This window comes from Paenalcaligenes sp. DL 463 (genome assembly GCF_057475185.1).
In genome coordinates this window covers 1,894,404-1,909,679 of sequence record NZ_JBYBKX010000001.1, presented here as the reverse complement: position 1 = coordinate 1,909,679, position 15,276 = coordinate 1,894,404, and the positions used below count along the sequence as shown (strand labels likewise).

The following is a 15,276-nucleotide window of genomic DNA, read 5'->3' as shown; positions in this document are numbered from 1 at the left end:
AGGAGATAGACTCTTAGGTATGGTCTGACTCAGACGCATCGTCGTTGATGCGCTGGCGCCGTAGACGCGTAAACTCGTCCAAAATCAATAGTATTGCACCGCAAGTGATTGCCACATCAGCCACGTTAAAGGCTGGGAAATACCAATCTTTCCAATAAAAAAGCAAAAAGTCGATAACATGGCCGTGCAAGAGACGGTCAATGACGTTACCGACTGCACCGCCTAAAATTAAGCTCAACGAGGTGCAAAACACGCGTTGCTCAGGGTGTCGTCGTAACCAATAGACGATTAAGGTGACGGCAATACCCGCAATACCAACAAAAAACCATTTCTGCCAACCTGCGCCATCGGCTAAGAAGCTGAACGCCGCACCGGGGTTATAGAGCAGCGTGAAGTCGAAAAAAGGCAAGATATGCCAACGTTCGGCATACAGCAGTTTGGCATTGAAATAGTTTTTGCTAAGTTGGTCTGCCACGACCAGCACCGCAGCGAATGTTAGCCATAGCCAAAATTCACGTTTAGCGGGTGCTGGGCGGGTTTCAGCTAACGGTTTATGCATAAGATCGTGTTTCACCCGATCCAACGAGGTTTTCTACACAACGACCGCAGATGGAAGGGTGTTCGGTGTCCGAGCCCACATCGTGGCGATGGTGCCAACAACGCTCGCATTTCTCGGCTTCACTTGCCTCAACCACAACTCGGAGTTCGCCCCGATGCAAGGTGGCTCGAGAAACGATCATGATGAAACGAAGGTCATCTTTTAGGCTGTCTAAAAGATCGTAATCATGGCCGTCTGCATAAATATCAATCTCTGCAGCAAGAGAAGATCCTACCTTGCCTGTGCTACGTACGTCTTCTATACGACGCATGACCTCAGAGCGTACAGCGCGCAAGCGGGCCCATTTCTCGACTAGCTCTGCTTGTTGATTGACATCAGGTATTGGGTGAAATACTTCAGTGAAAATGGTTTCTGAGGGCTGGTTGGAACCGTGTAAGTCTTTCCATGCCTCTTCGGCGGTAAAGGAAAGAATGGGTGCCATCAGTTTCAATAAGCTGTGCGTAATGTGGTGTAGGGCCGTTTGGGCAGAGCGCCGTGCATGGCTATTTGGTGCGGCCGTGTACAGACGGTCTTTCAGTACATCCAGATAAAACGCCCCTAAGTCTTCCGAGCAGAAAATCTGCAAACGGGAAACGATGGGGTGAAATTCGTAAACCTCGTAACTGGCTAGCAGCTCTTGTTGCATGGTTGAGGTCATCGCTAACGCATAACGATCAATTTCAAGTAGTTCGTCTACAGGGATACCCTCTGTGCTGATGTCAAAATCAGCCAAGTTGCCCAGTAGAAACTTCAAGGTATTGCGAATACGTCTATAGCTTTCTACAACGCGTTTTAGAATTTCGTCCGAGATAGACAGTTCACCCGAGTAATCGGTTGAGGCTGTCCATAAGCGCAGTATTTCAGCACCCATGGTGTCCGCAATCTTCTGTGGGCCAATCACGTTACCCACTGACTTGCTCATTTTTCGGCCTTTTCCGTCTACGACAAAACCGTGAGTGAGCAGTGCCTTATAGGGGGCGCGTCCGTACAGCATGCATCCGGTTAAGAGCGAAGAGTGGAACCACCCACGGTGTTGGTCTGAGCCCTCAAGGTACAGATCAGCCGGCCAGGCAAGTTGTTCAGAATGGGAGCCTTTGATTTCGGGGTCGTCTTTACCACCTAGGACCGTGGCATGCGTGCTGCCCGAGTCAAACCAGACGTCAAGTGTGTCGCGGTTTTTTTCGTAGTAGGGAGCATCATCACCAAGTAGCTCTTGAATGTCTAGGTTTTGCCAGGCCTCGATTCCATTTTTCTCGATGCGTTTGGCCACTTCTTCCATGAGCTCAGGTGTGCGGGGGTGTAGCTCTCCGGTTTCCTTGTGAACAAAGAACGCCATTGGAACGCCCCATTGACGTTGACGCGATAAGGTCCAGTCAGGTCGGTTGGCGATCATGGCATGCAGGCGTGCACGGCCCCATGCGGGGTAAAACTGAGTATCTTCCACCGCCTTTAACGCCATGCTTCGCAAGCTGTTGCCAGAGCTGTTGTCTCGGTCCATGCCGGCAAACCACTGGCTTGTCGCACGGAAAATAACAGGTGTTTTATGGCGCCAGCAATGCATGTAGCTATGCTTGTACTGATCGACCTTAATCAGGGTTCCGGCGGCTTGCAGTGTTTCCACAATGATAGGGTTGGCTTTCCAAATCATTTGCCCGCCAAATAGCGCTAGGCTTTCAGCAAAAACACCATTTCCCATTACGGGCTTAAGGATGTCATCGTCGGCTAGGCCGTGTTGCTTACAAATAATAAAGTCATCAACGCCATAGGCAGGCGCGGAATGCACGATCCCGGTACCGGAGTCCAGAGTGACGTACTCTGCTGCATAAATTGGTGATAAGCGTTGGTAGCCGACATCAACATCATGCAGAGGGTGTTTAAAACTGATGTTCTCGAGTGCAGCGCCTTTGGCGGTGGCGATAATCTTAGCGCTAAGCCCCCACGTTTCAAGGCAGCTTTCGACTAAGTCGGCAGCAAGCAGTAACATTTTGCCTGTGGCGATGGCGTTGTCGAGTTCGACTAAAGCGTAGTCCACCTCGGGATGGACATTGAGTGCCTGATTGGACGGTATCGTCCAAGGCGTTGTGGTCCAGATGGCCAAGGCGCCTTCGTTTACGCTGTCTAGGCCAAATGCTGTTGCCAATTCGGTAGGCTGGGCAAAAGGAAAAGCCACATAGATAGAGGGGTCGGTGCGGTCGGCGTACTCGACTTCGGCTTCTGCCAAGGCCGAACCGCAGTCAAAACACCAGTTAACTGGTTTTAGACCTTTAAAAACGAAACCTTTTTGCATAATGCGCGATAGAACGCGTAGTTCATCGGCTTCGTTGCTGTAGTTCATGGTGAGATAAGGGTTATCCCACTCGGCTAACACACCCAGACGTTTAAAGTCGGTTCGTTGACTGTCTATTTGCTCTAAGGCATAGGCGCGAGCTTTGGACTGCACCTCGGCGACGGGTAAGTTCTTACCGTGTTTTTTTTCAATTTGGATTTCGATAGGCATGCCGTGGCAGTCCCATCCAGGCACATATTGCGCATCGAAGCCGGCCATATTCCGACTTTTAACAATAATGTCTTTGAGTATCTTATTTACCGCGTGGCCGATGTGAATGTCGCCATTTGCATAGGGAGGGCCATCGTGCAAAATGAACTTTGGACGACCCTGACTTGCGTTGCGTATGGCTTTGTATAGCTGGGCCTCCTCCCATTCAGCAATCCAAGCAGGTTCGCGCTTGGCGAGGTTTCCACGCATTGGAAAAGGAGAGTCGGGTAGGTTAAGGGTGTTTTTATAGTCCATGGGTGGCGAAGTACTCACGAGCGTAGTGCACATCGTTATCGATGGCGGCAATCATTGTTTGAAGGTTGGGAAATTTTTCTTCTTCTCGGACAAATTCCAAGAGCTCAATCTTTATAAGTTTACCGTATGCATCAATGTTGCAGTCTAGTAAATGAACTTCGAGCAGAAGAGCGCCCGATTCGGTCACGGTGGGGCGTACGCCTAGGCTGGCAACGCCTTGTAATGCTTGCGCGGATAAACCATGTGCTCGTACGACGTACACGCCTGATTTAGCAGCGCAAAGCGGTGGTACGGCAAGGTTAAGAGTAGGGTAACCAATGGTGCGACCTAAGCGTTGACCGTGAATGACGTGACCGCTAAGTTGGTAGGGTCTACCTAACAGTGCAGAGCTACGGGACATATTGCCCACGGCCAATGCCGTACGTAACTCACTGCTTGAGATGCGTCGGCCTTGTCCATCGACGATGTCGTTGACGGTTTCAACGATAAAGCCGTACTTTTCGCCAGCCGTGCGAAGCGTGTCAATATTACCGCTGCGTTGGTGGCCAAACTTAAAATCCTCACCAACGAGTAGCCATTTTGTATTAAGCCCTTGCACGAGTAGTTGTTCTATAAACTGCTCTGCCTGCATGTCGGCGAGTTGTTGATTGAACTTTGTTAGTACAATTTGTTCCGCACCGTGGTCTGCTAGCAACGTTAATTTGTCACGTAAGCTACTGATTTGGGTGGGGATGAGTTCGGGACGATTCCCGCGTTGAGCAAAATACTCTCGAGGGTGGGGAGTAAACGTCATTACGGTGGACGCTAACTGTTGTAGATTCGCCTCATGTTTGACGCGCTCAAGAATAGCTTGATGACCTAAATGGACACCGTCGAAGTTGCCGATGGTTACGGCACTAGGTTGCGTGGTGTTATGCCGTGGCAACGTGCGATAAATAGATAAGACAGATTTCACAGACTCGAGTTTACAATTTTGCCTAAATTATTTTTAAGGAAAGGGCTTTGACGCACACCGAAGCAGCTTGTCGATTGGTCATCTTAATCTCAGGTCGCGGCTCGAATATGCAAGCGATCGTCGATACGGTACGCGAAAACAATATAAATGCACAAATTTGCGCTGTAATATCCAACAAAAAAGACGCGGCTGGAATAGAATGGGCCCAACAGCGCGGCATTACGACGCATGTAGTAGAACATAAACATTACCCGAACCGCGAGGCATTTGACGCCGAGCTTGCTAAGACCATTGATGTTTATCAACCCCACTATGTATTGTTAGCGGGGTTTATGCGTGTATTAACGTCGGGTTTTGTAGGGCATTATGCGCGGCGATTAATTAATATCCATCCTTCGTTATTGCCGCTATTTCCTGGTTTGAATACGCATCAGCAGGCAATAGACGCGGGGATGCAATGGCATGGTTGTACCGTGCATTTTGTTAGCCCGGTGCTGGATAGTGGCCCCATTGTGGCCCAAGGGGTGGTCCCTATTTTAAATGACGACACGGCACAAACCTTAGCTGAACGACTGCTTGCTATCGAGCATGGTGTTTATGCAGAGGTCGTAGCGTGGCTAGCCGAGGGGCGAGTCTCCCTTGACGAGCACAATGTTGTTCGTGTGCGTGATGTGTCTACAAGAGCCTTTATTTAAGGCCTTTACTATTTATTTTTGTGAGTTTTTGTATGTCTCGAAGTTCATCCACTAGAGGCTCAGATCGCCGTCGCAGCACGTCTTCGGCTCGTCCTTCACGGGGTACCGACACTAAGGGCGGGTCCTATACCGGCACACCTAAGCCACCTGCTGAACGTCGAGTTGAGCAAGTTAGTCAGGCCTTAGGCGAGATCCTGCAATGGAAACAGCCCGCAGATGCCACCTTGTCGCAGTGGATGCGGGCAAGAAAAGGCATGGGCGCGCGCGATCGCAGTGAGGTCACGGATGCTGTTTTTGATGTGTTGCGTCATCTGCGTCGTTATCGCCACTATGCCGAAAGCGGACAGGGAAGTGCGAGTCGTCGTTTGGCGATATTGGGTTTGTCTACCGTGGTGTCGCCGGAGTTCTTGAGTAGCGCGCTGTCCGAGCACGAGCAACAGTGGCTAGCGCATACACAGACGATTCCCTTAGGTCAGTTGCCTGAAAGTGTACGTTACAGCCTTCCCGATTGGCTTGAGGCCGAGCTTCAGAGCTTGCCTTCCCCTTGGGCGCTGGCTGAGGCTTTAAATCAAAACGCAACATTGGACTTACGCGCTAACCCTTACAAAATCGATAGGGATCAATTGATCGCGCAACTAAAGTCCGGCCCTGCCAAGCGATTTAATCCGGTCCAGACTCCGTATTCCCCTTGGGGAATTCGTGTTGAGTCTCGTCCTTACGTTGCCAAGTGGCCCGAGTTTGAAAAAGGCGAGCTAGAAGTTCAAGACGAGGGTAGTCAATTACTCACAGCCTTGATGGCTCCGAAGCGCGGTGAGATGATCATCGACTTTTGTGCGGGAGCAGGCGGCAAAACGTTGTTATTAGGCGCCATGATGAGATCCACAGGCCGCCTTTATGCATTTGATGTGTCGGCAGCTCGTTTGGCTCGGGCTAAACCTCGTTTCGCACGCAGTGGCCTCTCAAATATTGTGCCGGTGGTGGTTAGCGAGGCAAATGATCAGCGTGTTAAGCGCCTACATGGCAAAGCGCATCGTGTATTAGTGGATGCGCCTTGTAGCGGTTTGGGAACTTTACGGCGAAATCCCGATCTTAAATGGAGGCAGCACCCCGAGGCGATCGACCAATACGTTGCCTTACAGCAAAGTATATTGCAGAGGGCCGCTCGTTGTGTTGCGCCGGGTGGCAGGCTTGTTTATGCCACATGTAGCATCTTGGCGAAAGAGAATGAAGATCAAGTCCAACAGTTTTTAACAGAAAACCCTGATTTTGAACTGTTGCCTGTAAATACTATTTTGTCAGCCCGCGTGCCATCGCTTACTATGGAAGATTCGTACCTTAAGTTACGACCCGATGTTCACGGTACCGATGGTTTTTTTGCGGCTGTTTTACAGAGAAAGCCGCTTAGCCCTTGATTTATATCAACTTCAAAGTGAAATATAGCTGTCTTATATAGCATAAGTGCGCTAGAATTTTGATGTTTTTATTCTCATGGATCACTTGTAAAAGGTCTATGCAAACATTTTTGAACTTCCTCGCTGGTGGGGTCCTACAACTTGAGTGGTGGAAAGTTGTATTAATTACCCTGGTGTTAACCCACATCACGATTATTTCCGTTACGGTGTTTTTGCATCGTAGTCAGGCCCATCGAGGTCTGGATCTGCACCCTGCAGTCATGCATTTTTTCCGCTTTTGGCTATGGCTAACAACCGGTATGGTGACCAAAGAGTGGGTGGCGATTCATCGCAAGCATCACGCTAAATGTGAACGTGATGGCGATCCGCATTCGCCTGTTGTCTTCGGTTTAGGTATGGTTTTCTTCCGTGGTGCCGAGCTGTATCGCTTAGAGGCGACCAACGAAGAAACGTTGAAGCGTTTTGGGCATGGAACTCCCGATGACTGGATCGAGCGCAACCTTTACTCGCGCCGCAGTTTATGGGGCATTCTCATCATGCTAGTCATTAACATTAGCTTGTTTGGCTTGGCCGGTTTAGCGGTATGGGCTGTGCAAATGGGTTGGATCCCTTTCTGGGCTGCGGGTGTGGTGAATGGTTTAGGCCATGCTGTGGGCTACCGTAACTTCGCCAGTCCGGACACCAGCACTAATGTGTTTCCTATTGGGATCATCATTGGTGGTGAGGAACTGCACAACAATCACCATGCTTATGGCACGTCGGCGAAGTTTTCCAGTAAATGGTACGAGTTTGATCTAGGCTGGTGCTATATCAGTGCATTGAAATTTCTGAAGCTGGCACACGTAAAGAAAGTGGCTCCGAAGCTGCGTCTTGAACCCGAGTCCAAAGTGGTATCTGGTGACACCATTAGCCTTGAGACTTTACAAGGGGTGATCACCCACCGCTACGAGATCTTGGCACGTTATGCCGACGTTATTCGTAACGCGGCGGTAGAAGAGATCTCTCGCTTAAAGTTGGCACATAACTCGGCAGACCCTGATAGCAGATGGTCGTTGCTAAAACGTTGTAGCGAATGGATCGGACGCGGAGACGAAGTGCTAGAGCCCCAGCAACGTGCCGAACTTGAAACCGTACTGAAAGACGATACCCCTTTATCAACTGTTGTGCGCATGCAGCACGAGCTAGCCGGTATTTGGGAAAGCTCCAGCTCATCCAGCGAGCAATTACTTGCTGACTTACAGGCATGGTGCCATCGGGCGCAGCAAAGCGGTATTGAAAGTCTTGAACAGTTTGCGCTACGACTGCGCCGATATGCTGCATGATTGAAGGATTAAATCAGCAACAACAGAAAGCAGTCACTCAGGCCCCAGACCATACGTTGATATTGGCTGGGGCGGGTAGCGGGAAAACACGAGTTCTGACCACAAGAATGGCTTGGTTGATGCAACAGCAGCAACTAAGCCCTTTTTCTTTGTTGGCGGTAACCTTTACCAATAAAGCTGCCCGTGAAATGCTGACACGGTTGCAGTCGTTGTTGCCTATTAATGCGCGTGGGATGTGGGTGGGTACCTTCCACGGATTATGCAATCGTTTACTGCGTACGCACTTTCGTGATGCGGGGCTAATACAAAGCTTTCAAATCCTGGATAGTGCGGATCAGCTAGCGGCCATTAGAAGGCTTATCAAGGCGGGCGGAATCGACGATACGAAATTCCCGCCACGTGACGTGCAGCGTTTTATTAATTCGAATAAAGAAGAAGGGCTGCGTCCTGATGCGGTTGAGGCTTACGACCCTCACCGACGCCGTTTAATCGAGATTTATCAGCTCTACCAAGATCAGTGCGAACGTGAAGGCGTTGTCGATTTTGCCGAGCTATTGCTACGCGCCTACGAATTACTACAACGTAATGCTCCGATACGAGAGCATTACCAGCAGCGCTTTAAGCACATTTTGGTGGATGAATTTCAAGACACCAACCGCCTGCAATACTTATGGTTGAAGTTACTAGCAGGGGGCGGTGCCGCGATTTTTGCTGTCGGAGACGATGACCAATCCATCTATGCATTCAGAGGGGCTGACGTCGGTAATATGGCTGACTTCGAGCGAAATTATGCTCGAGGTAATGTCGTAAAGCTAGAGCAGAACTATCGCTCATCAGGCCATATACTTGAGGCAGCCAATGCGTTAATTGCTCAGAATAGCAGCCGACTGGGTAAAAACCTGTGGACAGATGCCGGAGAGGGCGAGCTCATTCGTATTACCGAGCAGCCGTCCGATGCACTTGAAGCCGAATGGGTGGTGGACGAGGTGCGAGCCCTAATTAACGAGGGCAGGCCGCATAACGAAATTGCGGTCTTGTATCGCAGTAATGCTCAGTCACGAGTGCTAGAGCATCACTTATTTAGCTCTGGTATTGCTTATAAAGTGTATGGCGGTCAACGTTTCTTCGAACGCCAAGAGGTTAAGCACGTTCTGGCGTATCTACGTTTAATTGATAACCCCAATGACGATACGTCTTGGTTACGTGTCGTCAATTTCCCTACACGCGGAATCGGTGCACGCTCCCTTGAGGTATTAGGCGATCACGCTCAACAGTATGGGCTAAGTTTGTATCGTGCAGTGCCTTACATGACGGGCAGGGCGGGCACAAACCTAAGTGCATTTGTTTCGTTAATTCAGGCGTTGGCCAGCGAGGCACAAATCTTAACGCTTCCAGAGTTGATACAGCAGGTTGTGCACGACTCGGGTTTGTTGGCCCATTACCAAGCGGATCGTGAAGGCGTGGATCGGCTTGAAAACTTGCAAGAGCTTGTGAACGCCGCAGCGGTGTTCGTGGGTGAGGAAAGTTTTTCCGATTTACCAGCGGGCCGCATTCCAGATGCTGTTCCCGGCAGTCAAAATGCAGAAGGGCTAGCACCTGGTGTCGCTGAGCTGGCGCCGATGTCGCCGCTGGGGGCTTTCTTAAGCCATGCTTCCTTAGAGGCGGGTGATAATCAAGCGCAAGCAGGCCAAGACGCCGTGCAGTTGATGACCATTCATGCGGCGAAAGGGCTAGAGTTTGATGCTGTATTTGTCACGGGCTTAGAAGAGGGCTTGTTTCCACACGATAATAGTCTTAGTGATCCGGGTGGTATTGAAGAAGAGCGTCGCTTAATGTATGTTGCCCTGACACGAGCTCGTCAACGCTTATACATTACGTTAGCGCAAAGTCGCATGCTGCACGGGCAGACCCGTTATGCTATGCGCTCCCGCTTCTTAGATGAAATACCCGAAGAAAATGTGAAATGGCTTACGCCACGTATTCCAACGCCCCGTGCCGCTCCAGAGCAAGGAGGATGGGGTGGCGCTTTTAGACGAGGGGCTTCATGGAACGCGCCTGCGGGTAAAAGTTTAGTGCCGAACACGTCAAAGGTGATGTCCAGTGGTGTAGTAGTGGGTGATAACCACTATCGTATTGGGCAAGGTGTGCGTCACGCGAAGTTCGGTGAAGGCACTATTTTGACACTAAGTGGTAGTGGTAACGAGGCCCAAGCGCAGATTCAGTTTCGCGAGATCGGCACGAAAACCTTGGCGCTGGGTGTTGCTAAACTTGAGGTGGTGGCAGGGTAGTATTAAGCAGTCGTCAGGCTGTCTACGAGAAGAAACTCACTATCGGCTGCGGTATTGCGCAGCCGATATTTTTTAGACCAGTTGTTCTATCTTTTCTTGGGTTTCAAGCCAACTGTTCTCTAAATCACTGTGTTTTTTGCTGAGCTCGCCATGTTCAGCTAAGAGTGAGGGGCGGGTGTCTTTATACGTATCTGAATAAAACTCAGGGTCAGCAATGAGCTCGTCAAGTTCTGCAATACGCGAGGCAGCTTTCTCCATATCCTGCTCAATCACTTTTAGCGCCTTTTCAAGGGGGCGTTTTACGCCTGCGATACGCTGACGCGCTTCGGCCTCAAGACGACGTTGTGTGCGCCGATCGGGTTCGTTTGACTCGGTTTGGCTGGAGTTTTGTCGATTCAAACTACGTTCGGCGCTGCTTCGCTGCTGAAGCCAGTCTCGGTAATCCTCAAGGTCTCCGTCGAACGCTTGGACGCCGCCGTCGGCTACGATCCAGAAGTCGTCCACGGTGCTGCGTAATAGTTGACGGTCGTGGGAGACGATCAGAACGCTTCCTTCATATTCGGCAAGGGCATTCGATAAAGCTTCGCGTGTGTCTACGTCAAGGTGGTTGGTGGGCTCATCCAGTAAGAGTAGGTTTGGTTTGCGCCACACAATAAGTGCCAGTGCCAATCTGGCTTTTTCTCCACCAGAGAAGCCCGCCGTGGTGTCTGATGCCATGTCGCCACTGAATGCGAAGCTGCCTAAGTAATTACGTAGTTCCTGTTCACGCGTGTCAGGAGCGATTCTTGCTAAGTGCTGAATGGGCGAGGCGTCGGGATCAATCATGTCCAGCTGGTGTTGCGCAAAATAGCCAACTTCAAGGCGATTGGATTTTTGTAGTTGACCTTTCACGAGATCAAGCTCGCCCGCTAAGGTTTTAATAAGTGTTGATTTACCCGCACCATTGACGCCGAGCACACCGATGCGATCTCCACCACGGATATCAAGTTTAAGGTTTTGGAGAATGATGCGAGTGTCTGCTCCTACGTACCCTAACGAGGCTTCGTTAATGGTAATTAACGGGTCGGGCATTGAGCTGGGGGTGGGTAAGCGGATGGTAAGTGCCGAGTCAGCTCGCAAAGGGGCTAACTCTTGCATGCGGGCTAAGGCTTTTACTCGACTTTGGGCTTGCTTGGCTTTGGTAGCTTTGGCTTTGAAACGGTCAATAAAAGCTTGTAAGCGTGCTGTTTCTCGTCCTTGACGCTCGTGTGCTATTTGCGTTTGGCGCAAGCGCTCGGCTCGTTGGCTTAAAAAGTCGTTATAACCGCCACGATAGCGGTCGAGTTTCTCTTGATCAAAGTGCAAAATGCTTTTTGCCACCGCATCTAAGAACTCAGTGTCGTGCGAGATCACAATAACCGTGCCCGGATAGCTCGTTAACCAGCGCTCAAGCCAAAGCATGGCATCGAGATCTAAGTGGTTGGTGGGTTCATCCAGTAGCAGTAAATCAGAGGGGGCCATTAGCGCGCGAGCCAATGCCAAACGCATCTGCCAACCACCGGAAAACTCTCCAACGGGAAGCATCCATTGCTCGGGTTTAAACCCTAAACCGGCCAGCAGTTGCTCAGCCCGAGAGGGGGCAGTCCAAGCGTCGGCTTCGATGAGCTGGTTCTCAAGATCGGCAATGCGGTCCCCTTCATTATCGGAACAGGCTTGACGCTGCTGTTGAATACGGCGTAGTTGTACGTCCCCATCAATTACGAACTCGCGTGCGGCTCGCTCACGATCGGTAATTTCTTGCTCAACACTTGCGACTCGCCAGCTTTCTGGCATGCTTAATGAGCCAGAGTCAGCCTCTATCTCGTGCTTTAATAGCGCAAATAGGGTGGACTTTCCTGCTCCGTTCTTACCAACGATACCGACACGCTCCCCTGGGTTGATGGCGAAGTCGGCATTATCCAGCAGAAGTTTAACTCCTCGACGGAGCGAGAGTTGTGTGGCTTTAATCACGGCAGAGCTGCTCCCGTGTTAACAGTAAAATTTGATCTTCTGCATTTTCGGTGCTTAGCCACACGGGATCGAGTTCGGGGAATGCTTCAATGAAGTTTTGATACTCGTTACCAATCTCAAGCACAAGTAGGCCTTTAGGGGCGAGGAAGTCTGGAGCACCTTCCAGAATTCGGCGCACCAGATCCATGCCGTCGGTACCGCCAGCTAATGCAAGGGTAGGTTCGTGTTGATACTCTTCAGGCAGATCCTGCATCGAGTGCTCGTTCACGTAGGGCGGGTTGCTGATAATGATTTGGTATTGGGTATCAGGTAGGGCGTTGTAAAGATCGCTTTCTATCGCGGTAACTCGGTCGTTGAGCTGGTAGTCATCAATATTTTCTTGAGCCAAGCTTAAGGCGTCTTTGGAAAGGTCAACGGCGTCGACTAAGGCATTTTCAAAAGCTAGGGCACTTAGTATGGCTAAACACCCAGTGCCCGTGCATAGGTCGAGTACACTGTCTACCATCTCCGGATCTTCAACCCAAGGGTCGAGCTGTTTAACAAGTAGCTCTGAGATGGGTGAGCGTGGAACGATGCAACGCTCGTCAACACGGAAGCGAAAACCCTGTAACCAGGCTTCGTTGGTTAAGTAGGCTGCCGGTACGCGTTCGGTGCAACGTCGTGACACGAGGTGAACAAAACGCTCTCGCTCGGCTCGAGTGGTGTTGGCTTCTAAAAAAGGCTCAAGCGTATCTAAAGGCAAGTGTAGTGAGTGAAGGAGCAGGTAAACGGCTTCATCCCATGCGTTGTCACTTCCGTGTCCAAAGCGCAGCTCGTGCGCAGAGAACTGACTAAGGGTCCAGCGTAGTAGATCGCGTAACGAGCGGAGTTCATCAACTGCAGAGCTGCATTCCTGTTGAAATGACGTTGTGGGCACGAGGCAGATATCCTAGGAGTAAAGAAAGCACAGAGTGGGGCGCGGGTGTCAGTGTGACATGCGGATCATGTATTGTAAGCGTCCAAGGCGCCGCTGTGTAGAGACAAAAGACGTATTAAGGGGCATGTTAGAATTCGGCCTGTACATAATAAAAATAAATCAGTGTGATTTAATTAAGCGCTACCATGTAACGATTACTCTCTCCCTTATTCTTCTTATTTCACTGTTACTTGATGCATGGTGGGTGACATGGTTAGACCGCTATTAGGTTTAGCCATGACCTACTGTGCAGACTAAGGTTTCTGCATGTCCAACTTAAAAACTGTTTGGCTCTTCAATGCGCGGCGCGACATCGTGTCTGGCTTGTTGGTGGCTTTAGCGCTCATTCCGGAAGCGATTGCGTTTTCTATTATTGCGGGCGTTGATCCTAAGGTGGGCTTGTACGCATCGATGAGTATCGCCATTATCATTGCATTTGCTGGGGGAAGACCGGGAATGATCTCTGCAGCCACCGGTGCAATGGCTTTGGTCATCGTGACCTTGGTGAAAGATTATGGCTTGCAGTATTTGCTCGCTGCGACCATTTTGGCGGGTTGTCTTCAGGTGCTTGCGGGGTTGATTAAGTTGGGCGGGCTGATGCGTTTTGTGTCTCGTTCGGTGGTGACGGGATTTGTGAATGCCTTAGCGATTCTGATTTTTATGGCACAGTTACCTGAACTTATTAACGTTACGTGGCATGTGTACGCGTTAACGGCCGCGGGCTTAGGCATTATTTATTTGCTGCCTTATGTCACCAAAGCGGTGCCTTCGCCGCTAGTGACCATTGTGGTGCTAACAGCCGTGACGTTGGCGTTTGGTATTGACGTGCGTACGGTGGGCGACATGGGTGAGTTACCGAGCACGCTTCCCGTTTTTCTGTTTCCAGATATTCCTTGGAACTTCGAAACCCTTAAAATTATTTTCCCTTATTCGGTAGCCTTGGCGGTGGTTGGCTTATTAGAGTCTCTGATGACCGCATCGATTGTTGATGACATGACGGATACAGCTAGTGATAAGAACCGCGAGTGTACCGGTCAAGGTGCAGCGAATATTGCTACCGGTTTTTTAGGTGGGATGGCGGGTTGCGCAATGATTGGTCAGTCGGTCATTAACGTGAAAGCTGGGGGTAGGGGGCGCCTCTCAACCTTATGTGCTGGGGTGTTCTTGGCCTTATTGATTGTGTTTTTAGGTGATTGGGTTAAGCAAATACCGATGGCTGCCTTGGTGGCGGTGATGATCATGGTAAGCATTGGGACCTTCGACTGGGGGTCGCTCAAAGGGCTGGTCATTCAGCCTAAAAGCTCAAGCGTTGTCATGTTGGCAACGGTCGTTGTAACCGTTTGGACCCACGACTTATCTAAAGGGGTGTTGGTTGGGGTCTTATTATCAGCTTTGTTTTTTGCCAATAAAGTGGTGGATATTCTTAAGGTCTATAACTACCTTTCTGCGGATGGTCGCACACGAATCTATACGGTACGAGGACAGCTATTTTTTGCCTCGGCTAACCAGTTCGTGGACAGTATTGACTTTAACGAACCCGTTCAGGCGGTAACGATTGATTTTTCGGGTGTGCATGTTTGGGACATCACGGCGATTGAAAGTATTGAAAAAATTCACAGTAAATTAACTGCTAAACAGATACGTGTGAATTTTTACGGCTTAAATAAAGACTCTAGGCGTTTGATTCTTCGCTTGGCATCGGAGCCCAAGAAGTTATTATCAAGTCACGAAAGTGTTTGATCGTCACGACCATATTGGAAATTAGGCTACTCTATGGGCTAAATCAACGCCATTGATCGATCGGAAAGCCGTCTATGTCCTCGCATATTTCATCCATCTCGCTTTGAGTGGTGTTTGCCAACATGGCGCGAGTGTCTTGATAGCGGCTTTCAAACACCTCATCGAATCGATCAGGGAGCATTCCCATTTCAGCAGCCGTTTTGCGCTGCTGCTGACGTAATTCATCCAGCTCAGCAAGCGTGTACGCATTGCACAGCTCTGCCCCAGCTCGCAGCGTCGCGGCAATTTTTACAAAGTTCTCTGTTCCAGAGCTGTCGTGGATAGGCGTAGCGTGACATGACGCCGAGAAGATGCTGGTTCCGATAAGTGACGTGATACACCTGAGGTTAATTTTCATTTTGAGTGGTGTAGACAGTGTTTATATAACACTTGAGTGTAGCGCGTAACTTGCAAAGACTATTCAGAAAACAGAAAAGCCGTTGATTTTAAAGGATTTTGATCCCATAAAATCAACGGCTTTTAATCTGTGGT

The 15,276-nt window shown here is 50.0% G+C and carries 11 protein-coding genes; 5 read left to right on the top strand and 6 right to left on the bottom strand.

Features of this window, described 5'->3' with window-relative positions:
* Window positions 1–13: 13 nt before the first annotated feature.
* From lspA to AC2UZI_RS09130, 3 genes are read right to left on the bottom strand one after another with little or no spacing between them, the layout of a single operon-like run.
* Complete coding sequence (gene lspA / locus AC2UZI_RS09140) at window positions 14–559, bottom strand: signal peptidase II (RefSeq protein WP_486943494.1); 546 nt, start codon at window positions 557–559, stop codon at window positions 14–16.
* Entirely contained in the window at window positions 552–3,389 is a 2,838-nt protein-coding gene (gene ileS / locus AC2UZI_RS09135) for an isoleucine--tRNA ligase (RefSeq protein WP_486943748.1), read from the bottom strand. Before ileS ends, lspA begins: the two co-directional genes overlap by 8 nt.
* On the bottom strand, window positions 3,379–4,344 hold the full coding sequence (locus AC2UZI_RS09130; RefSeq protein WP_486943493.1) for a bifunctional riboflavin kinase/FAD synthetase: 966 nt from the start codon (window positions 4,342–4,344) through the stop codon (window positions 3,379–3,381). The genes ileS and AC2UZI_RS09130 overlap by 11 nt, the downstream gene beginning before the upstream one ends.
* A 47-nt stretch (window positions 4,345–4,391) precedes the next feature.
* On the opposite strand from AC2UZI_RS09130, the gene purN reads away from it, so the two are divergent.
* The 4 genes from purN (at window position 4,392) to AC2UZI_RS09110 (ending at window position 10,061) form a co-directional block, all read left to right on the top strand.
* Window positions 4,392–5,039 carry a phosphoribosylglycinamide formyltransferase gene (purN, locus tag AC2UZI_RS09125; RefSeq protein ID WP_486943492.1) on the top strand — a complete coding sequence of 216 codons (648 nt, stop codon included), beginning with the start codon at window positions 4,392–4,394 and terminating at the stop codon, window positions 5,037–5,039.
* Between the two features lie 32 nt (window positions 5,040–5,071).
* Window positions 5,072–6,451, top strand: a complete 1,380-nt coding sequence (locus AC2UZI_RS09120) for an RsmB/NOP family class I SAM-dependent RNA methyltransferase (protein WP_486943491.1) — start codon at window positions 5,072–5,074, stop codon at window positions 6,449–6,451.
* A 98-nt stretch (window positions 6,452–6,549) separates the two neighbouring features.
* Entirely contained in the window at window positions 6,550–7,773 is a 1,224-nt protein-coding gene (locus tag AC2UZI_RS09115) for a DesA family fatty acid desaturase (RefSeq protein WP_486943490.1), read from the top strand.
* A complete protein-coding gene (locus AC2UZI_RS09110) occupies window positions 7,770–10,061 on the top strand; it encodes a UvrD-helicase domain-containing protein (RefSeq protein WP_486943489.1) in 2,292 nt (763 codons plus the stop codon). The genes AC2UZI_RS09115 and AC2UZI_RS09110 overlap by 4 nt, the downstream gene beginning before the upstream one ends.
* A gap of 72 nt (window positions 10,062–10,133) precedes the next feature.
* On the opposite strand, the gene AC2UZI_RS09105 is transcribed toward AC2UZI_RS09110, so the two are convergent.
* Window positions 10,134–12,050, bottom strand: coding sequence for an ATP-binding cassette domain-containing protein (locus AC2UZI_RS09105; protein ID WP_486943488.1), 1,917 nt, complete (start codon window positions 12,048–12,050; stop codon window positions 10,134–10,136).
* A complete protein-coding gene (gene prmB / locus AC2UZI_RS09100; RefSeq protein WP_486943487.1) occupies window positions 12,043–12,966 on the bottom strand; it encodes a 50S ribosomal protein L3 N(5)-glutamine methyltransferase in 924 nt (307 codons plus the stop codon). The genes AC2UZI_RS09105 and prmB overlap by 8 nt, the downstream gene beginning before the upstream one ends.
* Before the next feature lie 306 nt (window positions 12,967–13,272).
* Here prmB and AC2UZI_RS09095 point away from each other — a divergent pair, with 306 nt between their 5' ends.
* Complete coding sequence (locus AC2UZI_RS09095; RefSeq protein ID WP_486943486.1) at window positions 13,273–14,745, top strand: SulP family inorganic anion transporter; 1,473 nt, start codon at window positions 13,273–13,275, stop codon at window positions 14,743–14,745.
* Between the two features lie 43 nt (window positions 14,746–14,788).
* Here AC2UZI_RS09095 and AC2UZI_RS09090 read toward each other — a convergent pair whose 3' ends face one another.
* Window positions 14,789–15,142, bottom strand: a complete 354-nt coding sequence (locus AC2UZI_RS09090) for a hypothetical protein (protein ID WP_486943485.1) — start codon at window positions 15,140–15,142, stop codon at window positions 14,789–14,791.
* Between the last annotated feature and the right edge of the window lie 134 nt (window positions 15,143–15,276).